Below are 24,048 nucleotides of genomic sequence, written 5' to 3' on the forward strand. Positions count from 1 at the left end.
ATGGACTTTATTCTTTCGCAACTAGCTGGATTTGGGACTGCATTCGTGGGTCTGGCAGTGGACCCGCTGACCTATCTGTATTTGATCGCATCCGTATTCCTGGGCATCACATTCGGCGCATTGCCCGGCCTTACGGCAACCCTGGCAGTGACGATCTTGACGGGTTTCTTCGGCAACAAGATCCCGCTGGACTATTCGCTCATCGCTTTGCTCGGGGCCTATGTCGGCGCGATTTACGGCGGCTCTTACCCGTCTATTCTGCTGAACATTCCGGGCACAGCAGCCAGCGCGGCGACAGCCATGGATGGCTACCCACTGGCTAAAGCGGGTCGAGGGGGTGAAGCACTTGGGCTGACCACGACGGCCAGTTTCATTGGCACAGTTATCGGGACCATCACGCTTTTGATCTTTGTCTGGGCGCTGCTTTTGGTTTCAAAGAACATCGCAAGCCCAGAGAAAGCACTGCTGGCCCTTTTCGGCATTCTGCTTTCGGGCACTTTGATGAGCGAAGACCTGGTGATTAAGGGATGGATCGCCGGTCTGATCGGGCTTGCGATGTCCATGGTGGGACTTGACCCTCTGTTGTCTGAGCCGCGCTATACCTTCGGCTGGTCTTACCTGATGAGCGGATTTCAGGTCGTGCCAGTTTTGATGGGTGCCTTTGCCATCCCCCAAATTATCGACGGTTTGAGGCACGTTGAGGCTGGGAAAGTTGTAGCCCTAAAGGGCCGAATCCTTCCGAACCTACGCTCCATCCGACGCTACCTGCCCACCATTGGCCGGTCAGGAGTGATTGGAACTGGGGTAGGAGCGCTTCCTGGCGTCGGCGAAGATGTCGCCGGTTGGGTCAGCTACGGTGTTGGCAAGACCGTATCTGCCGAGGGCGACAAGTTTGGAAAAGGATCATTGGAAGGTCTGCTGTGCTCTGAGACTGCAAACAACGCCTGTATTGGTGGTGCGCTAATCCCGCTTTTAGTGTTGGGCATTCCCGGTTCGCCACCCGCCGCGGCTTTGATGGGGGCCTTCAAGATCAACAACGTGATCCCAGGCCCCACGATAGACCCCGAGATCATTTTGCGCGTGGTTGCAATTTTGGTGCTGGCCTCCCTGACAATGTTCTTGATGGGCCTGTTCACCGCTCGGGTATTCATTAAAATACTTGCCATCCCGCAGACCATCTTCTTACCCGTCGTTATGGTTCTGACAACAATTGGGTCATTCAGCGTCGGTGGTGGTATCAATGATCTCTACCTGATGCTTGGCGTCGGCGCCGTTGCCTACTTCATGAACCTGATGAAGTACCCAATCGCGCCGTTGGTGATAGGCGTTATTCTGGGCAGCCTGTTTGACGAAACCTTCCGCCGGTCATTGTTCCTGTCGGATGGGGATCCTTCGGTCTTCTTTTCACGACCCGGTGCGGCCATTCTGCTGGTGCTCAACATTGGTCTGATCCTCAGCCAGCTGCCCGTTGCAAAGCGCGCTTTCTCACGCCTGAAAGGACTTTCTGTCTGATGTTTGTAGTTACTGTCACTTTCACTCTCAAACCCGGTACGAGAGACACTTTTTTACCGCTGATGGTCGAAAACGCTTCAACCTCGTTGCGTGAAGAACCCGGATGCCAACAGTTTGACGTGTGCCTCGGCGACGATCCCGAGACAGTTTTTCTTTATGAGGTTTATGAGGACAGCGCGGCGTTCTCTGCCCACCTAGAAAGCGCGCATTTTCAGTCCTTCGATGCGGCGGTGGCTGATATGATCGCCACCAAGGTAGTTCACCAGTATTCCGAGGTCATCCGATGAACGATTGGGAAATCCATGCCGTGAAATACGCGGATCGCAACGCCCGGACGCGAGCCGATAGCTTCATTTTCGATGATAATCATGACGCTCCTCACGCGATGGATTATTTCGTTTGGGTGCTCAAACGCGGTAACAAAGTCGTTCTGGTCGATACCGGCTATGACTCCGATGAGGCCGCCGCACGTGGTCGTCCCATCGCGATGGACCCTCGCGAGGCTCTAAGCCCTTTAGACATTATGCCAGAAGCGGTGACTGAGGTCATCGTGACCCACCTTCATTATGACCATGCAGGGGGGCTGCATTTGTTCCCTAACGCGAAATTGCACATGCAGTCGGCGGAAATGGCCTTCGCCACAGGTCCATGCATGTGCCAGGATCACCTGCGTGCGCCTTTTACGGCTGGCCATGTATGCGAGGTCGTAAAGCGTCTCTATTCAGGCAAGGTGGTGTTCTATGATGGAGAAGCCGAGATTGCAGATGGGGTAACGGTGCACTGCATCGGAGGGCATTCGCGCGGGTTGCAATGCGTTCGCGTAAGAACGGCGGCCGGGTGGATGGTACTCGCCTCTGACGCCTCGCACTATTACGAGAATTTCATGGCACGCAAAGCCTTTCCTATCGTCGTCGACCTGCAAGACATGATGGATGGTTTCGAGACCCTTGAGAGGTTGGCTTCGCATTCTAGGCTTATCGTGCCCGGCCATGATCCACTTGTGCGTGAGGTATTTCCCGTGGGCGCGGCACCGCATATCCATAGGCTGGATCCAGGGCCGACGCGGGACATTGAACTATGAAAATCGGTGTCATAGCGGACGATTTTACTGGTGCAAGTGATGTCGCAAACACCTTGGCGAAGGGTGTTGAGCCGGAAGGTGGACTACGAACGGCTCAGTTTCCAGGTATTCCAACTTCCCCAGCTGACAAAGAGATCGAAGCGGGTGTGATCTCACTTAAGAGCCGCACCGCACCTATTGAGGAAGCCGTAGCGGACAGCTTGCAAGCTCTGCGGTGGCTTAAGGATCAAGGATGCCAGCAGTTCATTTTTAAATACTGCTCGACATTCGATTCCACTAATGAAGGAAACATCGGCCCGGTCGCGGAAGCGCTTGCCAACGAACTGGACGCGCAGAAGGTGGTTTTCTGTCCGGCCTTTCCCACCACGGGGCGTACCATCTATCACGGCCATCTTTTTGTGCTCGGCAAGCTATTGCACGAGTCTGGGATGGAAAATCACCCTCTTACTCCGATGACGGATGCGAACATCAGGCGTTGGTTGCAGCACCAGGCCAAAGAGGCGGTTGGGTTGGTTCCAGTTGGCACCGTGAAGCAAGGGCCAGAGGCGATTGCTGATGCGTTGCAGATCGCAGACGAACGCTTTGTAATCGGTGATGCGATTTCGGACGAGGATTTGCTGGCCTGGGGCGAGGCACTGATGGATGCCCAGCTGATTACCGGGGGATCCGGGATAGCATTGGGTCTACCCAGAAACTTCGTCAGAAAAGCTTCGTCCAAAAGAGGTGGCATTGTGTTCACAGGTATCTCTGGGCCTGCCGCTATCCTTGCAGGGTCATGTTCAGGTACGACACGCGGGCAGATCGATGTTCATGCGGAATCCAATCCGACGTTCGCCATCGATGTTCCGGGTGTTATGTCCGGGGATGTGACCACGCAAACGCTTTTGGATTTCTTTGAAACGCATTCAGGAGAGTCCCCTCTCGCTTACTCATCAGGAAGCCCGGAAGAGGTGCGTGCGATCCAAAGTCAATTCGGTCAAGAAGTAGTAGCGGACAGGCTGGACAATCTCTTTGCGGAAACAGCACGAGAACTTGTTCAAACGGGTCATAAGCGCCTTGTCGTGGCCGGAGGAGAGACGTCAGGCGCTGTCGCCAAGGCCGTCTCTGAGGCATTGGGTTCACAGGCCATGTCAATTGGGCCAGAGATCGATCCGGGCGTGCCAGTCTTGAGCGTTGGAAAGACTGAACCCATTGCGCTGGCTCTAAAGTCTGGAAACTTCGGCGCTCCGGACTTTTTCGCGAAGGCCCTCAGAATGATGGAGTCCGGTAAATGAGTTCTGAAGAACAGACACTGCGACGGCAGATGTCGGAACTGTGTGCATCACTGTTTGCGCGTGGTTTTTCCGTCGGCACGGCGGGCAATGTCTCCGCGCGTTTACATGACGGGATCCTCATGACGCCAACGAATTCCACCTTGGGCGATATCGACCCCGAGCGCATCGCCAAGATTAGTTTGGATGGCAACCACGTTTCCGGCGACAAGCCGACCAAAGAGGTTTTTCTGCATCAAGCCTTCTATGACACGCGGCCGGAAGCGGGCGCTGTGGTTCATCTGCACTCGACCTGGGCCACTGCTCTGTCGTGTCTGGAAGACACCGATCCCAATGACTGTATTCCGCCGCTTACGCCGTACGTGGTGATGCGCGTCGGCACGGTCAAACTGGTTCCATACATCAAACCAGGCGACCCGAAATCCGGTTACTTGATCCGCGAACTGGGCGGCAAGTATAGTGCGGTTCTGTTGGCCAATCACGGTCCCGTCGTTTCGGGAAAGGATCTCTTCTCAGCGGTCTGTGCAGCAGAAGAGTTAGAAGAAACAGCCAAGCTACTAGTGGCTTTGCGGGGCCTGCCAACCCGGTTGCTGGATGTAGCTCAAGTCGCAGAACTCAAAGAGACTTTCGGAAGGATTTAATCCGGCACCGAAAAGTGGAGTGCGCAGACTTTTGGGCAAATCGTGCAGAGTTATGAGCAAATATCGCGCAGAAATATGGTCGAACTTCAAGAATTTTCTTTAATGAAATCAATGGCGGTAATGCAGCGTTAGAAGAGCACCTACAGTCTCTGGGTTAGTTCAGGATCTCTGACGATGCAGACCTTTTTCGACAGTGCCCGCTTGTTAGACCCGATCTGAGAGGTGGACGACATTCAATTGGCGTCCAGGCTCAATAGCCTGACACGTCGCGGGCGTATTCCTGATAGATGCCGGGGTCAAAGATGGAATTCACTGCAAGCTCGCGTCTGGGCAACATGTCGCTGGGAAACACTTGCGCGGCCAAAAAAACCTCTGGCGTTACAAACCTCAGACCCTCGGGCAAATCCCCCAGCGTAGACGCGGGTTCATTGGTCGCAAGGTTGTAACCCCAAACCCCGAAAGAAGGGATCGACATCTGATAGTTCACCACCTGCGGGAACATCTCGGACAGGGTTTCCGATATCGTCCAATAGGTATGGGGGGAAAAGAAAGGTGAGCTGCTTTGTGTCACCAGAACGCCGTTTTGGGACAGAATGCCCTGAACCATGGCGTAGAACTCGACCGAATACAGTTTTGAAAGCGCCTCGCTATGAGGATCGGGAAAGTCGATGATGATCCGGTCATAGATCTGATCGGTGGATTTGACATAGTTGAAAGCGTCGGTGTTGTGAACGTTTAGTATGGATGCCTCCATGCTGTTGTCATTCAGACGTGCGACGGGGGACAGATTGCGCCCCAGGTCGGTCATCGCTGGGTCAAGATCGACCAGATCGATACGCTCAACGCTGGGGTGTTTCAGGATTTCACGTACTGCCAGACCGTCGCCACCGCCAAGCACCAGAACCGACTTTGGGGTGCTATCCCCCCAGGACAAGGCAGGGTGGACCAACGCTTCGTGATAGCGGTATTCGTCGGTTTCAGCGAATTGCAGATGGCCATCAATGTACAGGCGCACGTCGTTTTTTTGCCAAGTATTGGTAACGACCAGCGACTGATACTGCGATTGTTTGCGCCAGACGATGCGATCAAAATACAGATGATCCTGCGCAAATGCAGTGATGCGCCCGGCCACCAAGGTCAGGGCGAACAACAAAACTATGGTACCAATGGCACAGGCCAGCATCCGTTTGGGCGCATCCAGTTGGTCGCGCAGACACAGGACGCTGAGCAGACCAACCATGGCATTGGTCAGACCGATAGCGAAAGAGGATGAAATCAGCCCAAGCGACGGCAGCAACAGAATGGGAAACAGAACCGATCCCCCAAGCGCACCGATATAGTCTAGTGACAGCACATCAGCGATGGATTCCCGCGTTGTACTGCTTTCCGACAATACGCGCATCAGCAGCGGTATTTCCAACCCGACCAGAAATCCGATGGCCGAGATGAAGGTGAACATACCCACCGTGTAAAACCAGGGCGCGTAAGGAAAAAGCATGAACAGCGACACGCTGCACAGACCACCGATCAGCGCCAGTATCAGCTCAACCCAGATGAACGTCTGGATCAGATTGCCGTGGAAAAAACGGGACACATAGGACCCCACGCCCATGGCAAACATAAAAAACCCGATCGTAAGTGAGAACTGATAGACCGAGTTTCCCAGCAGATAGCTGGACACCGTACCGATGATCAATTCGTAGACAATGCCACAAAGGGCAACAACAAGGATTGCGCCAAGAAGAACCATCGCCTGCCGCCGGGGCAGCGCCGTGTAACGCGGTGTCAGAGTATCAGTCATTTCAAAATCCGAAAACGGGAAGACCCGGCACTGATAACGCGCCGGGTCTGAGTGGGGTTTGGTGTAGTCGCGGCGTCTTATTTACCGGCGCGCAAACCGCCCGAGCGGGCGCTGCGCGGGGCCGAGTAGCTGTTGCGCGGTGTCACTGACCGGTTGTTGAAGCTGGACGCGGTAATGCCGGCCGAGCGTTGGCGGCTGATCAGGTTGCCGATCAGAGCCCCCGCCAGGAATCCCGCCCCCGAGAACCGCAAGCCCGCGGATTGGCCGGTGGTGTCGGTGGCGATCAGGCGGTTGTTGGCCTCGTCAATCTCGATTGTGAAAATCTCACCCTCGCTCGAGTCGCGCGTGCCATTTGCGTTCGGATCGACAAAACCCGAGAATTTGGCGTCAGACAGAACCTCCATGCCCAGCGGTTCGTCATAAAAGCGCGGGTCCGAGTTCATGACCTGAGTCAGATATCCGGTGAACTCATCCACCTGCTCGTCAGATGCTTCGGCGATGCTGTTGGCTTCCAGGTATTCCTGATACTGGTTGATCGCGAATTCGGTCCGGTCCAGAACCTGCCCAAGATCGGCGGTTTGCTCGGACTTCGAACTAAAAAACATCGAATAGGCCACAAAGCCCACAACGCCAACAATGGCTATCGTCTTAATGTTTCCAAACATAACTTCTCCTATTGATTTGAGATTGTGATTCAGGTTTCGCCAAGGTTGCTGCTCCACCAGACCTGATGCAGGTCTTTGCCGTAGAACTCTTTGAGCTCGCCGCATTTTTTCAGGCCATTGGCCTGCAGTTCTGTTGCGTTGGCGTTGGACAGGTCGGACGGGATGGCCAGAACGGCCATGCGATAACTTTGCGCGCGCGCCAACGAAAGCTGTTGATCCAGCCCGCTCAGTCCGCTGCTGGTTTCGCACCAGCGCAGGCCGGCAACGTCGTCCGTTTCGGCAGCTTTGTGAATGTCGGTGAAGCTCAGGCCAGTGGTTGGCGATGGCTCTGCCGCCTGTATGTCGGGCGCTTCGGGATTGTCCAATCCATAGATGATCTTGGCTTCGCGTGGGCCGTGATACCCGGGTACCGTCAGTTCGACTTCGGCTCCGAATTCCTCATACAGTTTATGCGCCGCGGCATAGAGCTTTTTGCCAAACTCTTCATAGTCGCTGGTTTCGATGAAAATCTTGCGGACATGCATCTGGGCCAGTTTGCCAAGCAGGTCGTTCAGCATCTGGCTTCCCAGCCCCTTGCCCGCATGCGCCTGATCCAGATAAGTCCAGGACAGCCAGGCGATGTCCGGCGCATCTTCGTCGAGGCAATAGCCGATCAGCCCCAGCACCTCGCCGCGGTCCTGCAGGACGAACATGTTGTCCGTTCCTTCATGCACGAACTTGTTTTCGGCTTCGTCGGCATCATCTTCGTCGGTTTGGGTGATGATTTGGACAGCCGGGGATACATGCTGCCATTCCATGGGTTTAAGGGTTGGCCCTTTTGAGCCGAACAGGGCGCTAAACATGGCGAGTCCTCCTCCGATCAAGGCGGATGTGCTGTGGGTGAAAACGGCGATCTGAGGGCGCAGAAACAACAGCTCGGCGATAAGGACAAAGACAATCAGCGCCAGCATCCAACTGCGTCGCCCCGGTGTGCTTGTGGCAATCACTCCATAGGAAACCAGGCCATAGGCGACACTGGACAGCCCCACAAAACCGGGTCCGGCCAATTCGAATTCTGTTGTCGTTCCGGCAACGGCGCAAAGGATAACAAGCCCTGCGGTTCGGGCGCTGCCCAAGTGCGGTTCGCTGAGGCTGCCGCCAACAAGGATCAGCAGGCAATTGAGCGTCAGATGGTTCAGGTTGCCATGTCGGATCGAAAACAACAGATGATCTGGCAGCGTCACAATGGGTCCGGAATGCCGAACCGGACCCCACAGCGCATAAACGACTATCGCGCATAGTATGAGACTTATCGTGACCGGGCATCTGCGCAGTTCCTTCATCCGCCCTTTAGCAGCCCGCCGCCGCAAGCCGGTGTCTGCTCTGTCCGATCAGACCGCGCTTGATGGATTGCACATCGACGCGCTGGGGGCGGAAATAGGACTTCAAAACCTCTAAGCTGCGCTGTGGTTCTGCGTCACCGCACATAAAGATATCGATGGCGGCATATCCGTGTTCGGGCCAGGTGTGGACCGAGATGTGCGACTCGGCCAAAAGTGCCATGCCTGTGAAACCTGCCCGTTGTCCGAAATCGCGCATGTTGATCCCAAGAACCTGAGCATTGGCAGCAATTGCCGCGCGTCTCAGGGTCTCTTCTGCTGGGGAAGGATCGTATAGTGCGCTTGCATCGAAAAAATCTGCTATAAGGTGTAGGCCCAGAGAAGATGAGAACCCATCCATATGAAATCGAAACCTCAAATCCAAAAATTCTGTATCCTGACTATCCCTCTGATCTTGGTAGTCAATCTCAACTCAGGTTTATCTGAATTGGGTTGCTGGGCTGTGGCAAAAAAACACAACTCATGAGGGATTTGCGCTAAAATTTAATCAAGACCGCGACTGGTTCGGTTTTGGTGCTTTTGGGGGCAATTTCACATAACCTGCTGATCGGCTGTCTCAGGTTTGCTTTGACCTGGAATTAAACCGGTTCTGCCAGATCCTTGCGCGCTGTGCGTCGCGGTTTTCATATTCGGTGATGGCCTGGGCAATACCGCGATCCACCGATCCTTCCCGATCCGACCCGATATCCGTCATGCGCATGGTATACCACGCGGTCATCCCTCCGGGTGGAAGGGTGGTGAAGCGGGGGAAGGGGACCTCGTGTTGTCGCGCCTGCCACGTCCGGGGCAAAGCGGGATCAAGAACAAAGCCTCGTGCGATACCCACCGCATCCACATCCCCCGCCATAATTGCGGCTTCTGCCTCGTCGCGGCGCTTGAATCCTCCGGTGGCCATAAGCGGGATCGCGGTTAGACCGCGCGCCGCACGAACGAAGTCGAGGAAATAGGGGCCTTTGGACGTACGATCAGAACTGGACGGAGCGCCCGGGAAATAAGTTCCGCCGCTGATGTCCAATAGATCAACACCTTTGCCTTCAAGCCCTGCAACCACCTTCAGCGCGTCTTGTTCTGTAAGACCGCCGTCCAGCTGATCGGTGGCGTTGAGTTTGACAGCAACTGTAAAATTGCGGGGCACTGCGGCACGAACGGCCTCGACCGTGTCGATCAGCAGGCGCATCCGCGCGTGGATTGCGCCGCCATAGGCATCCGTCCGGCGGTTGAAGAGGGGTGAGAGAAACTGGCTCAGAAGAAACCCATGCGCGGCATGAATCTGGACGCCCCCAAAACCAAGTTTGGCTGCAAGATGGGCAGTGCGGGCAAATTGATCCGGGATTGCTCTGATTTCGGGCAAAGACATGGCTTCGCTGCGAAAGTCTGGGAAGTCTATAGCACTTGGGCCTCTAGGCTGGCTGATCGGTAAATGGGCCAACGCCCCGGCATGGCCGAGTTGCAGCCAAAGCTGCGCGCCGTCGGTCGACCCGCGCCGGGCAAGATCGCTGAAGGCCGCCAAGTCGGCTTGTTCATCAAGCACCAAATTGCCCGGCTTTTCAGGGAAATGAGGATCGCCTTGCACCTCGCCGATAATTGACGCGGCCACACCCCCTGTTGCCCAACGTTCATACAGACGCATCTGTGCAGCGGTTGGGTTGCCCTGACCGTCGGCCAGTGAATCCGACATGGCCGATTTGATGATCCTGTTCTTCAAAACACGCCCGTTCGGTAGTGTAAGCGGCGTGAAGAGAGAGATGTTCGAGGCGGCGGGCAAGGTGGGTCTCCTTGGTTTTTGATCTCCACCTTAGATAATTTGGACAATCTCTTTTGATAAGGTAGTGATTGGGACTAGTTTTTGATATTTTTTGGATCAAATGGCACAAAAGGCTGAACTGGAAATTCTTCTGGCCGTGGTTGATCACGGCAGTTTCTCGGCTGCGGCCCGCGCATTGGGATACACCCCGTCGGCCGTCGGCAAGCGGGTGTATCAGCTAGAGCAGAGGTTGCGGGTGCCGCTTCTCATACGCTCGACTCGGCGCATGACATTGACCAAGGCGGGACAGCGATATGTAGAGGAAGCGCGCGAGATTCTCGCCCGCCTGACGGCACTGGAAGAGGACATTGCCGATGGTGCCGACAGCCTGCATGGCATGATCCGCCTGACAAGCTCGGCGGCTTTTGGTCAGCGACACGTGGTCCCTCTGGTCATTGAATTCATGGATCTCAACCCCGAGGTTGAGATTGACATGCTGTTGACGGACAAGGTTGTTGATCTGGTCGGAGAAGGTTTTGATATCGCGATCCGCAGCGGCGTTTTGCCGGACTCATCGCTTGTGTCGCGAAAGCTGATGAACAATCGGCGGATACCATGTGCAGCGCCCACCTATCTTGAGCGGCATGGCGAACCGCAGCAACCACAGGAATTGACCGCGCATAAATGTCTACGCCTGGGGCCGGAAAAACACCTGTCGGATTGGGGATTCACAGGAGCAGCGGGTCTCCTATCGCGTCTTGGGCCGGGGTTTTCATGTAACAGCCTCGAAGCGCTCCGTGCGGCGTGCTGCGCCGGGCGCGGCATTGCTTGGCTGCCGGAGTTTCTTGTCTCGAAGGACTTGCGCACTGGTCGCTTGACCTCGGTTTTGCCCGATCATGCTGAACCGAATGCCGGTGGTGGGATCTTTATTCTGCGCCCAGAAATGCCGTTTTTACCGCAGCGCGTGCGGGCCTTGATCAACTTTGTGGCCGACCATTTCTCGGGCAAGACCAGCCCCCGAGATGCTTGAGGTGCGGGCCGAGAAGGTCTGTTGCGCCTGAATTGATAAGATAGTTCCGCTAGAGCTGGGAATATTGGAACATTCTTCTTTTAAGAGTGGTGGTAAATCCACGATAAACCCCATATTAAGTGCGTCACGAATCCATCAGGCAGAAAAACAGTCCCGTGTTCGACCTACCGGCGCAGCGTGCGCATCTCTCCGAAAAATATGATCTGACCCCATCGCCCGAGCTTGCCGCAAGCATGAGCGATATCTATGACCGCATGTCCCGCGTGGTCTCGCCCGTCGATTGGGCGATCTATGCGCCCTATGTCAAGGCGATCAACGACCTGAAGGTCGAGCGCAACGCGGTCATTCTGGGCCATAACTACATGACGCCCGAAATTTACCATGGCATTTCGGATTTCGGCGGCGACAGCCTGCAACTGGCGATCAAAGCGACCGAGGTCGAGGCGGATGTGATTGTGCAATGCGGTGTGCATTTCATGGCCGAGACATCCAAGATTCTTAGCCCGGACAAGACGGTGCTGATGCCGGATATGGAGGCGGGATGCTCGCTGGCGGAATCGATCACCGCCGAAGGGATCGAGGAAATGCGTCGCCGGTATCCAGGTGCGCCGGTTGTGTCTTATGTGAACACCACGGCCGAGGTCAAAGCGGCGTCAGATATTTGTTGTACTTCGTCGAATGCCGCCCAGATTGTTGCGGCGCAAGACAGTCACACGGTCATCATGACGCCGGATCAGTATCTGGCGCAGAACGTGGCACGCGATGTGCCGCAGAAAAATGTGGTCTGGTGGGAAGGGTCATGCATCGTGCATGAACAATACAGCCCGCAAGATCTGCGCGATTTCCGGGAATGGAATCCGGGCACCCGCCTGATTGCGCACCCTGAATGCCCACCGGACGTTGTGGCCGAGGCAGATTTCTCGGGCTCCACCAGCGGTATCATCAAATACGTCTCGGACGAAAAGCCGGAAAAGGCGCTGCTGATTACCGAATGCTCGATGGCGTCGAATATTGCGGATTCACTGCCCGAGGTTGAGTTTGTCGGCCCCTGCAACATGTGCCCCTACATGAAGAAGATCACGCTGGAGAAGGTGCTGTTCGCGCTTGATACCATGACCGGGCAGGTCGAAGTTGACGCCGAAGTGGCGGACAAGGCCCGCCTGTCGGTGCAACGCATGATCGACTTGTCACGCCAGCTGGGTATTTGATCCGCGACATGCAGAGCGTTGAGACGCCGCGTGTGGTCATCATCGGCGCCGGGCTGGCGGCAGTCTATGCGGCCCTGAAGCTGGCCCCTTGCCCTGTGGTGATGATTTCGCCTGAACCGCTTGGATCGGGTGCAAGCTCGGCCTGGGCACAAGGCGGCGTTGCCGCTGCCATGGCGCGGACGGACAGCCCCGAAGCGCACGCGGACGACACCATGCGCGCCGGGGCCGGGTCGGTCCTGCGCGAGGTGGCCGAGTTCGTCACCAATGCCGCACCGGAACATATTTATGATCTGTCCGACTTGGGCACCGGGTTTGATCGCACCGCCGATGGTGGGTTCGTGCAATCGCGCGAGGCCGCGCATTCCGCCGCCCGCGTGGTCCGCGTCAAGGGCGATCAGGCCGGAACCGAGATCATGCGTGCTCTGATCGAGGAGGTGCGCCGAACGCCGTCGATTCAAGTGATCGAGGGCGCGCAGGCCGTAGGGCTGGAAAGCGACGGTACACAAGTGACCGGCGTTTACCTGACCCGCGCCGATGCCGCCGATGCGCCGCCGATATTGCTGCGCGGATCAGCGCATGTTCTGGCCACGGGGGGATCCTCGGGCCTTTATGCCCAAACCACCAATCCTGCACGTATCCGCGGGCAGGGGATCGGCATGGCTGCTCGCGCAGGCGCGCGCATTGCAGATGCCGAATTCGTGCAGTTCCACCCCACCGCCATCGACGTGGGCGAAGACCCGACGCCATTGGCAACCGAGGCGCTTCGGGGCGACGGTGCCATCCTGATCGACAGCGCCGGCCACCGGTTTATGCCCGACATCCACCCTGACGCTGAACTGGCCCCCCGCGACACGGTTGCGCGCGCCGTTTACCTGAAGGCGCAGGCGGGCAAACGCCCGGCATTGGACACGCGCCAGGCCATCGGGGCCGAGATGGCTAGGCAATTCCCCTCGGTCACCGAGGCCTGTTTGCGCAACGGTGTCGATCCTGCGACCGACCCCATCCCCGTGACCGCTTCGGCGCATTATCACATGGGCGGGGTTGAGACCGATCTGGCTGGGCGTAGCTCACTGATTGGGCTGTGGGTGTGCGGCGAGGCAGCCTCAACCGGGTTGCATGGGGCGAACCGGCTGGCGTCGAACGGGTTGCTTGAGGCGTTGGTGTTTGCCCGCTCATGCGCGCGCGACATTGCAACCGTTGTGAATCCGCAGGACGCGGCTGAGGTGAACATTTGTTTTACCACCGGTGGTGAGCCGATCAATGAACAGGATGTGGCCGCCCTGCGCGAAACCATGACCGAACATGTGGGTGTGGTGCGCGATGGTACCGGTCTGCGCCAAGCGTTGACGATAATCGGTGCGTTGGAATTCCGGCATGCGGTTTCTGACCTGTTTCTGAACATGACCGCCACCGCCACCCTGATCGCGGCTGCCGCGCTGCTGCGCGAAGAAAGTCGCGGTGCCCATTCCCGATCCGATTTCCCCGATCTCACCCCCGGCCCCGGCCAACGCTCGGCCCTGACGCTGAGCGAGGCGCTGGCCCTGCGGGACCATATTGCAAAGGACACAGTATGAATTACCCGGCTTTGCCCGACTTGATCCTTGAACCGATGGTACGGTCTGCGCTGATGGAGGATCTGGGTACCAATGGCGACGTTACCACCCTGACCGTAATCCCTGCAGATGCCACTTATTCAGCCAGGCTGAACGCGCGTGAGGATGCGGTGGTCTCGGGTATGCAGGTGGCGGCGCTGGCGTTCCGTCTGGTGGACCCGGCGCTGCGTGTCACCACCCACATCGCCGACGGCCAACGCTGCACAAAAGGCGATACGTTGATGGAAATTGAGGGCAGCGCCGCTTCGATCCTGTCGGGTGAGCGGGTGGCGCTGAACTATGCCGGGCGCATGGCCGGGGTGGCGACCGCGACGGCGGCGCTGGTGGCTGAGACCAAAGGCACCAATGCTCGCATCACCTGCACCCGCAAGACCACGCCCGGCCTGCGTATTGTCGAAAAACAAGCGGTTCTGCATGGTGGCGGGTTCAATCACCGCTTTTCCCTGTCAGATGCGATCCTGATCAAGGACAACCACATCGCCGCTGCCGGTGGGGTGCGCGCCGTGCTTGAGGCCACCAAGGCCCGCGCCTCGCACATGATGAAGGTCGAGATCGAAGTGGACACGTTGGACCAACTGGCCGAAGTGCTGGAGGTCGGTGGGGCCGATGTCGTGTTGCTGGACAACATGCCACCCGAGACATTGAAACAGGCGGTGGCGCTGGTCGACGGTCGGATCGTGACCGAGGCATCGGGCAACATCAGCCGCGACACCGTGGCCGCCGTGGCGGCAACCGGCGTGGATTACATTTCATCCGGGGCGCTGACTCATTCCTATCGCACTATCGATATCGGGCTGGATTTCTGAACCAACTCAAACCCTCTCGCGGATGGGGGCCGCTCCGGTGCCATTCCCTCTGACCGCCCGCGAATAGTGATAGTGACCTATGTCAATGACGGCTCTGCGCCAGTGTTGTTCATTGGGGGCATATCGCTGGCCGGGCTGTGCAATCCTGATTGCCGTGCTCATGGGCAGTTTGGGGGTGTGATGGCTGTCGGCGGCCCAAGCTCCAACTAAGAAGAGGCTCGCGTTGAACGCGCTGGGTTGGAAGAGGTGTTTGACCGGTTGGAGGGCTCAAATGGCTGATGGATGTGGTTGCGACCAGCACGCTCGGATGTATCTGACGGTGACAGAGGCTTTGGCTCGCGGACTGGCCGTTGCCGATCCGATTGCCGAGACCGAAACCGTGTCCCTGATCGATGCGACGGGTCGGATGTTGGCTAAGGATTGCACCAGCAAAGTGGACATGCCCGCCTTCGACAATTCCGCCATGGATGGCTTTGCCGTCCGCACGGCTGATCTGGGCAAAGGGCCCGTGTTCAACCTGCCGGTGGCGGGACGCATCGCCGCCGGGGACAGCGGTGCCCATGGTACGCCAGCGGGTGCGGCCTTGCGCATTTTTACCGGTGCCCCGGTGCCCACCGATTTCGACGCCGTGCTGATGCAGGAGGATTGCGAGGCCACCACCGGAGGTATCCGATTTACCCGCCGTCCCAAACCTGGCCAACATATCCGCCGCGCGGGGGAGGACTTGAAGGCCGGTGCCCCGATCCTGTCGCAAGGATGCGAGATCACCGCGCGCGAAGCTGCAGCACTGGCTTCGGCCGGGTATGGCGATGTGAATGTATTCCGGAAGCTGAAGGTCACCCTTTTTTCCACCGGTAATGAGCTGCAACAACCCGGTGAACCGCTGGGCCCGGGCCAGATTTACAACTCGAACCGCTATATGCTGCGGGCTTTGCTGAACAAGCCGTGGATTGATCTGATGGATATAGGCCCGGTCGCAGATGACCCCGAGCGGCTGGAGCAGGTGTTGCGGCAGGCCTGCGATGATGCCGATCTCATTGTCACAACGGGTGGTGTTTCGGTGGGGGATGAAGATCACATGCCGCGCCTGTTTGAAGCCATTGGCGGCCAGATTGACGTGATGAAGGTGGCCATGAAACCGGGTAAGCCGATCATTTTCGGTCGGCGCGGCGACGCGCTTTATGTCGGGCTGCCGGGCAATCCGGTTTCGGCTTTTGTGACATGGCAGATCATCGGGTCGCACATGATGGCACGTCGGGCTGGTCTGCGTCATACGCCGCCAACCCCGGAACAGGCGGTGCTGGCCGAACCGCTGCAGCGCCACGCTGGGCGTCAGGAATACCGTCCGGTCATGATCGACGACACGACTTCCGACGGCGTTCCACGGCTGCGTTTGATGGCACCTTCATATAGCGGCCGGGTTGCGACGCTTGCACAGGCGGATGGTCTTGCAGTCATCCCTGCGGAAACCGAAACGCTGCCACAAGGTCATAAGTTGCCGTTTCTTCGTTTTTGAAACAGATGCCCGGATCAACTTAGGTTTTTGTACATATAGGTCGTAGGCTCTAGCCGGTCCTCAAGCGGATTGCGGCAATAGTCCGGGATCTCTCCGGCGATCTGAAAGCCTAGGCTTTGATACAGGATGCGTGACGGGTCTGTACTGCGTGTGTCAAGCACCAGCAAGGTACGGCCCAGCTGGATAGCCCGGTCCTGAAGCGCCGCCATCAAGACCCGCCCCAAACCCCGGCGTCTGGCGCTGGGGTGAACCAGCAGTTTGGCCACATCGGCCCGATGTGGCTGGTTGGGCATCGTCGCGGGGATCAATTGCACCGTGCCCACAATGCGTTCGTTTTCACGAAAGACGAACAGGTCCAGCGAGCCGGTCTGTACGTTGGGCCGCACCCGGTCTTGCCAATAGGAGCGGGCCTGATCCGATGAAAAGGGCAGGATGAACCCGATACTGGCCCCGTCCTGTACACAAGCGTGCAGGATATCGGTCAGGTCGTCCAAGGCGGTGTCAAAGCTGCAATCGTCGATGCGTGTAATCATATCAGCACCAGTAGGTACCGTGCCCCACGCGCGGGCGTTGTTTCAAACCGCGTGGGACCCGCAAGGTGATAGCGCAGGCAATCGCCGCCATTCAAATCATGGGCAACGCCGTCTACGGTCAGTTTCAGCGCGCCGTCCAACATGATCAGGTGATGTTCTTGCCCAGGTTTTGGTGGCGCATCGTACGTGATTATCGCATCGGGGGGCAGGTGACCTTCCAGCACCTCTCCGCTAAGCCCAGTGGCGGGCGGAGATACCGAGCGACGGGTAAATCCGGTTTCCGGGTCGCGCCATTCGGGTTGCCGTTCGAACGGTACGCGAGGGTCGAAACTGTCTTCGACCATCATCAGCAGACGCGACATCGGCAGGCCAAAAGCTGCACAGAGCCGCCCCAGCGTTTCAGCGGTCGGGCTGACATCGCCCTTTTCCATCCGCGAAAGCGTGGCGCGGCTAATGCCGCTGTGTTCGGCCAGTTGGTCCAGTGACCACCCATGGCTCCGGCGCAGTTCGTTCAGACGGTTGGCGAGGCGGTTCGAGAGATCATCCAGCATGTTCATATGTGAGAATATCGTTCATTATAGAGATTATTCTGCAAAAATATGTAATATGCAATAAAAAAGGGCGCAGAAATTTCTGCGCCCTTCAAAGTGTTAAGGTCTCGTGCACTGGGTTATTTCCAGCCAGCCTCGTTGAAGATTTTTTGCGCTTCAGGAAGGTTCTTGGCGACCTCGGACAGGTTCACTTCATCTGCCTTGAACTCACCCAGTGACTTAACCGAGTCCGCAAGTGCGACGCCGTTCACCGCCGGGAACTCGTCATTGCCGGCCGAGAAATATTGCTGGGCCGAGTCGCTGGCCAGGTATTCCAGGAACAGGACCGCATTGTCCTTGTTCGGTGCATTCGCGGCGACACCGGCCCCGGAAAGGTTCATGTGCGCGCCAGTGCTGTCGTTGTTAGGGAACACCCAGCCGATTGAGTCGATTTCCGACGAAACGCCTTTGACATCTTTGCGGATGGCGCGGGCAAAGTAATAGGTGTTCGACACGGCGATATCACATTCGCCCGAAACAATGCCACGCAGCTGGTCGGTGTCGCCGCCCTGCGGATCGCGCGCCATGTTGGCGACGATGCCTTCGGCCCAGGCTTTGGCGGCTTCAGGTCCTTCGTGGGTGATGATCGATGCCAGAAGCGTTTGGTTATATGTGTTGCTGGACGAGCGGATGCAGACCAGACCCTTGTATTCAGGTTTCGCCAGATCGGCGTAGGTGGCCGGCGGGTTGGCTACGTTTTCTTTGTCGAAAAAGATAATGCGGCCACGCTGCGAAAAGCCGAACCATTGGTTGTCATTGTCTTGCAGATTGGCAGGGATACGTTCTTCGAGCACTGCACTGTCGACCGGTTGCAAAATGCCCGCGTCTTTGGCCCGCGCCAGACGCGAGGTGTCTACGGTCAACAGGATGTCCGCGGGCGAGTTGGCGCCCTCAGCTTCCATCCGTGCAATGAGTTCGTCGGCCTTGCCTTCGATACGGTTGATGGTGATGCCGGTCGCCTCTTCGAAATCAGAATAGAGACGTTCGTCGGTGTCGTAGTGGCGTGACGAGTACAGGTTCAGTTCACCTTCGGCGGCGGCAGAGGTAGCAACCAAAGCCATCAGAGCGGCGGCAACGCAGGTAGAGGATTTCAGCATCATTTGTCCCAACATTGAAAATCGTGGCGGGTATTAACCCGACTGATTTGGTCAATTAAACGATTCTGAGGGGGATGCAAGGAAATCTGACAGATTTAGTTGGTCAAAATGTCGCTCGCCTTTCCTGCTGCGCACTTGCTGTCAGGATCGACGCTGTTTGCTCTGTCTTCCTTCCGGTTGCGGTGGTGCGGGTGACGGCGCCGGCTCAGGTTCCGGATCGTCGCTCAGTACCGGTTCCTTGGTCAGCATGGCCTGAGTTACAGCTTCCATGTATTTTTGCAGCATGACCGGCGGATCGGCCGGTGCGAGTTTGATGGTCAACCTGCTTGCACCTTCCTGACTATAGGCATAGCGCGAGGAATAGCTGGCGTTGACCTGGGCCGCCACGGGCCCCCAGCCGCCTTTCACTGAAGCGCTACCTGATTTTTCGGTCTGTTTGGTCATCGAGATCGCCATTTTGACCTCTATCTCGGCCTCCTGCACCGCATAGAATGCAGGGAGGAATCCCATCGACACGAGGCTGAATTCTTTGGCGGGGCCGTCGGGATTGGAGAGATCGGGAAGCAGGATTTTCTGATCGGCCATGTATTTGGCCATATCAGTCGAGTGGCGATCCAACTCGCTTTGTGATTCAGCGACCGAAAGTGCCAGCTTTTGAACCATTTCTGCAAAGGGAACGTTCAGCAGTTCTTGCCCGATACTCATTGTTCAAACTCCTTTTGAAAAATTTGTGTTCATTCGATGATTTGCGTTTTTGACCGCCTTCGGACCGAAAACGTAACTTTCGATGCGTTCTGGCTGACCGCCTGTTTCTTGGCGTTGGTTGCGATCTGTGCCCTATTGCCATCTTGGCCCAGCCCGACCACGGCCTCGACCTTTACATTGTCGATGGTAAACTCGCTGCTTCCGTCTGAACCGGCGAGAATCTGTTCGCCCAGTGCCTGTGAAAATTCCTGAGCGTCGACAACCTGAGTGTCTTCGTCGCCCGAATTCATTTCTGACCGACCCTGGGCCAACGGGTTTGTTACCGGAGACACCGCGCCCATCAGCATGCCGCCGCCGCCTTCTTCCAGATCGTCAATCCGATTCTGCAGGTCCGAAATTGTTTGAAGCAAAGTGGTCTCGCGCTGCTCCATTGCGGTAAGACGGTCAGCAAGTGACTGCAACAGTGTCGCAAAGGCTTCGGGCAATTCGGTGACGCGTACATCAATAGGTGGCCTCTTGGGGGCCTTAACTGTCTTACGTGCCATCGGTGTCCTCTGGTGACCTGTTGTCATCTACTGGGCCCGGAGCAAAGCGCATGCGCATGGTCGATGCACTTTTGGTGTCGACCGTATCGGTCTGGGTCAACTTCGGTCCCATGAAGATCGAGATGATTGCGGGCCGCTTGCCTTCTTCCGTCTTAGTGCTCATCTCCATTACGACTTTCAATTCCACATCGACATCCTGCATGTGATAGAAAACCGGTGGGATGCCCATGTCGCGAAGCTCCTGCGGGTAGTTCTTTAGGGCGTTCAACTGGTCGAGGCTTAGTTGCTCGGCGGCTTGCGCCACGCTCCTGCCAATATCCGCGACCATATCGGTCAGGGTCGTTCCGAGTATTTCACCGTCGGCCAAGTTGACCTCCCGTCATCGAAAATCCGGAGAACGTTAACACGAGAACGCTCTATCACAACGCGAAATATCAAAATCAAACTTGCCAAGCCCCTTACGGGGCTGAGCGCAGGCAAGAAACGCATAGTTGGAAAACAAAAAAACCGCGCTCGAAGGCGCGGTTTCTTTAAGTGGTTATGTGCAGTTCTTAGCCCTGACGAGCTTTGAACTTGCGCTGCGTCTTGTTGATCACGTAGACGCGGCCTTTGCGACGCACAATACGGCAATCACGGTGCCGGTTCTTGAGCGAGCGGAGCGAGTTCTTGACCTTCATTGGTCTGTCTCCAATCTGCGGCGCCTTCATCAAGGACGTGGCCAGCGCCTGGGTTAGTCGGGTGCCCCGGAAGCCCGGAACAGTGAAATCATGGTGGGCGGTACAAGGATCGAACTTGTGACCCCTTCGATGTCAACGAAGTGCTCTACCGCTGAGCTAACCGCCCACGTCCCGTTGCGTTGTCCTACCCCATAACGAAATGGGGCGCGGAACCCCGCGCCGGTAGCGGGGTCTATAAAAGGAGTCGCAAAGGGGTTCAAGGGGTTTGGTAGAACTATTTTCCGGTCTATGTTCAATGCGAACAAGGAGTCACCATGCCGAACGCCCCCTATGTATTGGACATGCCCGCCAGACGCACGTCATGCGTGGTGTTTTCTTCTCCTCATAGTGGTCGGAGTTACCCTCAAACGCTGTTGAACCGCACGGTTCTAAGTGAAAATGTGATTCGATCCTCGGAAGATGCCTTCGTAGATCAGCTGTTTTCTGCGGCTGCTGACTTTGGCGCGCCGTTGATCTCGGCAGTGTTGCCACGGGCGTATCTGGATCTGAACCGCAGTGCCGAGGAACTGGATCCGGCACTGGTCCAAGGGGCGCGACGTTCCGGGCATAACCCCCGGGTGGCATCCGGGTTGGGGGTGATTCCCCGCGTGGTGGCCAATGGGCGTGCGATCTATCGCGGCAAGCTGACAATGGACGAGGCGCGCCTGCGCATCGACACCTGCTGGCGGCCCTATCATGCACGTCTCAAATCCTTGTTGGCCGAATCACTCGACGTCTTCGGCCAGGCGATATTGATCGATTGCCACTCGATGCCGCATGAGGCGGTCGCCATGGCCAGCAACGCGAAATCCAAGCGGCCAGATGTGGTGCTGGGGGACAGGTTTGGCGCGTCCGCCTCGACTGAGGTTGTGGATCGGATCGAAGCGGCCTTTGTGTCCGCCGGGCTGAACGTGGCACGTAACGCGCCCTTTGCCGGGGCGTATGTGACCCAGACCTATGGCCGCCCCGCCCGTCATCAACATGCGGTACAGATCGAAGTTGACCGGGCGCTTTATATGGACGAGGCCAACATCGTGCCGAATGAGAATTTCGCCCTGTTTCAAGAGATTCTGCGCGACATCATTCAGGAAATCGCCAGCATTGGCGATGATCCGGTTCGCCTGGCGGCCGAGTAAGCTCAGCTCAGCGCAGCGCGCGGCCTTTCACAATTGCATCATTGCCAAAACGGCGCCGAATCTCGTCGGTGGCGCGTTCGGCCTGTGATCGCTGAGTTGCTCCGGGATCCAGCAAATCGCCCGATATATCGGCCTGCGCTTCGGGGCACAATTCAGACAAGCCAACGCCCAGCAATCGATATGGCCCCTGATCGCCAACCTGGTCGAAAAGGCCACGGGCCGTGCGGTAAAGTCGGTCGGCAATCTGGGTGGCGTCACGCAGGGATACGCGCCGCGTGATGATCTTGTGATTGGCTCGTTTGAGTTTCAGGGTGACAACACGCCCGGCCAATCCTTTGGCCTTTGCCCTGTCCGCCACCTTTTCGGAAAGGCGCCAGATGTGCCCGTCCAGAATATCCAGACTGGCGGTATCTTCGAAAAACGTCGTTTCGTTGCTGATGGATTTCATCGGCTCATGGGCCGAGACGCGTCGCTTGTCCTGTCCGCGCGCCAGATGCCACAGCCGATAACCCATTGATCCGAAACGTGCGGTCAGCGCCTCTTGGTCCCAGCGCAGCAGGTCGGAAAAACTGCGGATGCCCGCGCGATCCAGCGATTCCTGCGCGGCAGGGCCGATGCCCCAGATCAGCCGCACGGGTTTGTCGTACAGGAACTCAGCCGTTTCCGCCTTTCCGATCACCGAAAATCCGCGCGGCTTGTCGAGGTCCGAAGCGACCTTGGCCAGAAACTTGTTGTGCGACAGCCCGATGGAGCCGGTCACGCCCAACTCATCCTTCATCCGCCCAACCAGCCGCGCCAGCATAACGGCAGGCGGCGCGCCATGCAGGCGCTGCGTGCCGGACAGGTCCATGAACGCCTCATCCAGCGACAGCGGTTCGACCACCGGGGTCAGTTCGTCCATCATCTTGCGAATCTCGCGCGACACTTCGGCATAGATCGACATGCGCGGCTTGATCACCACCGCCTCGGGGCACAGTTGCAAGGCTTTGAACATCGGCATGGCCGACCGTACACCGCGAATGCGCGCCACATAACAAGCGGTCGACACCACGCCGCGTTTGCCGCCGCCGATGATTACCGGCTTGTCGGCCAACTCGGGATTGTCCCGCTTTTCGACCGAAGCATAGAAGGCATCGCAATCCATATGTGCGATGGACAGATCAAACAGCTCGGGATGCGCCTTGATCCGCGGGCTGCCGCAGGCAGTGCAGCGCCGTTCGTCGGTCAATTTGGTCAGGCAATCTCGGCAGAGACCGGGCATGAAATCTTCCCGCCTTTCATGCGATTCAATTAGTGGTTTCCTTATACCAGCCCCAGCTGTGGCACGAAATGCCAGCGATTACTGAAAGCAGGGTCATGTCCGAAAGAAGACCCCCCGCGAAGTGGCGGGGGGAGGTGACGGACCTCAGGAAGAGAGGGTCCGCGGGGAGTATCACACCCCTAGAATCGCGCAAAACCGCCAATTTCGATAGGACCGAGGTCACACATGAGAAACTCGTATTTTTCATGTGTGTTTTGGGGCACAGCGGCGATTTGGCACGGTTGGGCCGGAAAGTGACGTTAGGTCAACTGGTTGCAAGCCATTTCTGCGCGGAAATTCGCTGATTTGGTGGCACTTGTCAGTGATGTGTCAAGGAATTTAACTCAGCAAGAACCGCCTGGGCTGCGGCTTTTGGGTCCTGTGCCTGATAGATCGGGCGGCCAACAACGATGTGATCGGCACCGTCGCTGATTGCACTGGCCGGGGTGGCCACACGTTTCTGATCGCCCAATGCTGCGCCTGCTGGCCGGACACCTGGAGTAACGATCAGACGACCTTCGGCCTGGGGCAGGGCGCGGATTAGCGCGGCCTCTTGCGGGCTGGCGATGACGCCATCGGCCCCGGCCTCTAGCGCGCGTGCCGCACGTTCGACCACCAGTTCCTGCACGTTGCCCTCTTTCAGCAGGCTGGCATCCAGATCGTCGCGGTTCAGCGAGGTCAGGATGGTCACGGCGAGGATTTTAAGGTCCTTGCCCGTGGCACCCTCTTTCGCGGCGCGTACCACATGGGGATCACCATGCACGGTCAGGAAATCCAGATCGAACTGTGCTAACCCGCGCACAGCGTTTTCCACTGTGTTGCCGATGTCGAACAGCTTCATGTCCAGAAAAATGCGCTTGCCGTGATCCTGTTTCAGCTCATTAGCCAGGGCCAGCCCGCCCCCGGTCAGCATACCCAGCCCGATCTTGTAGAAAGATACGGCATCGCCCAGCCGCTCGGCCATGGCCAGACCTTGCAAGGCGTTTGGAACATCAAGGGCAACGATCAGGCGGTCATCGGACATGGGGCAAGCTCCTTTTTGGCAAACGTCTGCGTCCTAACGGGTTCCGTGCCTTGTGTCCATGCAGGACCGATGTTTGATCGAAATCGCATTCCTCATGACTGAGTGTGCTATGGTCCTCCCACTACAAAGAACATT

25 protein-coding genes and 1 tRNA gene are annotated in these 24,048 nt (G+C 57.3%); 11 read left to right on the top strand and 15 right to left on the bottom strand.

Annotated elements, in window-relative coordinates; genetic code table 11:
* The 5 genes from ACR0AL_RS14855 to otnC are packed head-to-tail and all read left to right on the top strand — an operon-like array spanning position 1 to position 4,505.
* On the top strand, positions 1 to 1,512 hold the full coding sequence (locus tag ACR0AL_RS14855; protein WP_480649307.1) for a tripartite tricarboxylate transporter permease: 1,512 nt from the start codon (positions 1 to 3) through the stop codon (positions 1,510 to 1,512).
* Positions 1,512 to 1,799, top strand: a complete 288-nt coding sequence (locus ACR0AL_RS14860; protein WP_480663610.1) for a putative quinol monooxygenase — start codon at positions 1,512 to 1,514, stop codon at positions 1,797 to 1,799. The genes ACR0AL_RS14855 and ACR0AL_RS14860 overlap by 1 nt, the downstream gene beginning before the upstream one ends.
* On the top strand, positions 1,796 to 2,593 hold the full coding sequence (locus ACR0AL_RS14865) for an N-acyl homoserine lactonase family protein (protein WP_480663612.1): 798 nt from the start codon (positions 1,796 to 1,798) through the stop codon (positions 2,591 to 2,593). The genes ACR0AL_RS14860 and ACR0AL_RS14865 overlap by 4 nt, the downstream gene beginning before the upstream one ends.
* The gene (otnK, locus tag ACR0AL_RS14870) at positions 2,590 to 3,867 is read left to right on the top strand and encodes a 3-oxo-tetronate kinase (protein ID WP_480663614.1); all 1,278 of its coding nucleotides are present in this window, start codon (positions 2,590 to 2,592) and stop codon (positions 3,865 to 3,867) included. Before ACR0AL_RS14865 ends, otnK begins: the two co-directional genes overlap by 4 nt.
* Positions 3,864 to 4,505 carry a 3-oxo-tetronate 4-phosphate decarboxylase gene (gene otnC, locus ACR0AL_RS14875; RefSeq protein WP_170352025.1) on the top strand — a complete coding sequence of 214 codons (642 nt, stop codon included), beginning with the start codon at positions 3,864 to 3,866 and terminating at the stop codon, positions 4,503 to 4,505. The genes otnK and otnC overlap by 4 nt, the downstream gene beginning before the upstream one ends.
* Before the next feature lie 250 nt (positions 4,506 to 4,755).
* Here the strand turns inward: otnC and ACR0AL_RS14880 are convergent, their stop codons facing one another.
* From ACR0AL_RS14880 to ACR0AL_RS14900, 5 genes are all read right to left on the bottom strand, one after another.
* Positions 4,756 to 6,306 (bottom strand): polyamine aminopropyltransferase, encoded by a 1,551-nt coding sequence (locus ACR0AL_RS14880; protein WP_480663616.1) that lies wholly within the window; start codon positions 6,304 to 6,306, stop codon positions 4,756 to 4,758.
* A 77-nt stretch (positions 6,307 to 6,383) separates the two neighbouring features.
* Positions 6,384 to 6,971, bottom strand: coding sequence for a hypothetical protein (locus tag ACR0AL_RS14885; protein WP_170352023.1), 588 nt, complete (start codon positions 6,969 to 6,971; stop codon positions 6,384 to 6,386).
* A 29-nt stretch (positions 6,972 to 7,000) separates the two neighbouring features.
* Complete coding sequence (locus ACR0AL_RS14890; protein WP_480663618.1) at positions 7,001 to 8,194, bottom strand: GNAT family N-acetyltransferase; 1,194 nt, start codon at positions 8,192 to 8,194, stop codon at positions 7,001 to 7,003.
* 106 nt (positions 8,195 to 8,300) lie between these two features.
* Positions 8,301 to 8,690, bottom strand: a complete 390-nt coding sequence (speD, locus tag ACR0AL_RS14895; RefSeq protein ID WP_170352021.1) for an adenosylmethionine decarboxylase — start codon at positions 8,688 to 8,690, stop codon at positions 8,301 to 8,303.
* A gap of 216 nt (positions 8,691 to 8,906) precedes the next feature.
* Complete coding sequence (locus ACR0AL_RS14900; protein ID WP_480649315.1) at positions 8,907 to 10,115, bottom strand: oxidoreductase; 1,209 nt, start codon at positions 10,113 to 10,115, stop codon at positions 8,907 to 8,909.
* A gap of 100 nt (positions 10,116 to 10,215) precedes the next feature.
* Between ACR0AL_RS14900 and ACR0AL_RS14905 the strand changes: the two genes are divergently transcribed.
* From ACR0AL_RS14905 to ACR0AL_RS14925, 5 genes are all read left to right on the top strand, one after another.
* Entirely contained in the window at positions 10,216 to 11,124 is a 909-nt protein-coding gene (locus tag ACR0AL_RS14905) for a LysR family transcriptional regulator (protein ID WP_480649317.1), read from the top strand.
* 155 nt (positions 11,125 to 11,279) lie between these two features.
* Positions 11,280 to 12,332, top strand: a complete 1,053-nt coding sequence (gene nadA, locus ACR0AL_RS14910) for a quinolinate synthase NadA (protein ID WP_170352018.1) — start codon at positions 11,280 to 11,282, stop codon at positions 12,330 to 12,332.
* Between the two features lie 8 nt (positions 12,333 to 12,340).
* Complete coding sequence (locus ACR0AL_RS14915) at positions 12,341 to 13,906, top strand: L-aspartate oxidase (protein WP_480663620.1); 1,566 nt, start codon at positions 12,341 to 12,343, stop codon at positions 13,904 to 13,906.
* Complete coding sequence (gene nadC, locus ACR0AL_RS14920) at positions 13,903 to 14,751, top strand: carboxylating nicotinate-nucleotide diphosphorylase (RefSeq protein ID WP_480663622.1); 849 nt, start codon at positions 13,903 to 13,905, stop codon at positions 14,749 to 14,751. Before ACR0AL_RS14915 ends, nadC begins: the two co-directional genes overlap by 4 nt.
* A 271-nt stretch (positions 14,752 to 15,022) precedes the next feature.
* Positions 15,023 to 16,267, top strand: a complete 1,245-nt coding sequence (locus ACR0AL_RS14925; protein WP_480663624.1) for a molybdopterin molybdotransferase MoeA — start codon at positions 15,023 to 15,025, stop codon at positions 16,265 to 16,267.
* A 14-nt stretch (positions 16,268 to 16,281) separates the two neighbouring features.
* Here the strand turns inward: ACR0AL_RS14925 and ACR0AL_RS14930 are convergent, their stop codons facing one another.
* From ACR0AL_RS14930 to ACR0AL_RS14965, 8 genes are all read right to left on the bottom strand, one after another.
* Positions 16,282 to 16,800, bottom strand: a complete 519-nt coding sequence (locus ACR0AL_RS14930; protein ID WP_170352014.1) for a GNAT family N-acetyltransferase — start codon at positions 16,798 to 16,800, stop codon at positions 16,282 to 16,284.
* Positions 16,797 to 17,351, bottom strand: a complete 555-nt coding sequence (locus ACR0AL_RS14935; RefSeq protein WP_170352061.1) for a helix-turn-helix transcriptional regulator — start codon at positions 17,349 to 17,351, stop codon at positions 16,797 to 16,799. Before ACR0AL_RS14935 ends, ACR0AL_RS14930 begins: the two co-directional genes overlap by 4 nt.
* Before the next feature lie 119 nt (positions 17,352 to 17,470).
* Complete coding sequence (locus ACR0AL_RS14940) at positions 17,471 to 18,487, bottom strand: Fe(3+) ABC transporter substrate-binding protein (protein ID WP_170352060.1); 1,017 nt, start codon at positions 18,485 to 18,487, stop codon at positions 17,471 to 17,473.
* Between the two features lie 141 nt (positions 18,488 to 18,628).
* Entirely contained in the window at positions 18,629 to 19,192 is a 564-nt protein-coding gene (locus ACR0AL_RS14945; RefSeq protein WP_170352013.1) for a hypothetical protein, read from the bottom strand.
* Between the two features lie 29 nt (positions 19,193 to 19,221).
* Positions 19,222 to 19,737 carry a hypothetical protein gene (locus tag ACR0AL_RS14950; RefSeq protein ID WP_170352012.1) on the bottom strand — a complete coding sequence of 172 codons (516 nt, stop codon included), beginning with the start codon at positions 19,735 to 19,737 and terminating at the stop codon, positions 19,222 to 19,224.
* On the bottom strand, positions 19,727 to 20,104 hold the full coding sequence (locus ACR0AL_RS14955) for a hypothetical protein (RefSeq protein WP_170352011.1): 378 nt from the start codon (positions 20,102 to 20,104) through the stop codon (positions 19,727 to 19,729). The genes ACR0AL_RS14950 and ACR0AL_RS14955 overlap by 11 nt, the downstream gene beginning before the upstream one ends.
* A gap of 184 nt (positions 20,105 to 20,288) precedes the next feature.
* Positions 20,289 to 20,414: a type B 50S ribosomal protein L36 gene (gene ykgO, locus ACR0AL_RS14960; RefSeq protein ID WP_008755722.1), complete on the bottom strand. Its 126-nt coding sequence runs from the start codon at positions 20,412 to 20,414 to the stop codon at positions 20,289 to 20,291.
* Positions 20,415 to 20,505: 91 nt separating this feature from the next.
* Positions 20,506 to 20,580 (bottom strand) — tRNA-Val (locus tag ACR0AL_RS14965).
* Positions 20,581 to 20,728: 148 nt separating this feature from the next.
* On the opposite strand from ACR0AL_RS14965, the gene ACR0AL_RS14970 reads away from it, so the two are divergent.
* Positions 20,729 to 21,589: an N-formylglutamate amidohydrolase gene (locus tag ACR0AL_RS14970; protein WP_170552587.1), complete on the top strand. Its 861-nt coding sequence runs from the start codon at positions 20,729 to 20,731 to the stop codon at positions 21,587 to 21,589.
* A 7-nt stretch (positions 21,590 to 21,596) separates the two neighbouring features.
* On the opposite strand, the gene ACR0AL_RS14975 is transcribed toward ACR0AL_RS14970, so the two are convergent.
* Both ACR0AL_RS14975 and pyrF read right to left on the bottom strand, forming a co-directional pair.
* A complete protein-coding gene (locus ACR0AL_RS14975; protein WP_480663626.1) occupies positions 21,597 to 22,850 on the bottom strand; it encodes a DNA polymerase IV in 1,254 nt (417 codons plus the stop codon).
* Positions 22,851 to 23,208: 358 nt separating this feature from the next.
* Positions 23,209 to 23,913 carry an orotidine-5'-phosphate decarboxylase gene (gene pyrF / locus ACR0AL_RS14980; RefSeq protein ID WP_170352008.1) on the bottom strand — a complete coding sequence of 235 codons (705 nt, stop codon included), beginning with the start codon at positions 23,911 to 23,913 and terminating at the stop codon, positions 23,209 to 23,211.
* Positions 23,914 to 24,048: the final 135 nt, after the last annotated feature.

This window comes from Ruegeria sp. BB1, from assembly GCF_056539465.1.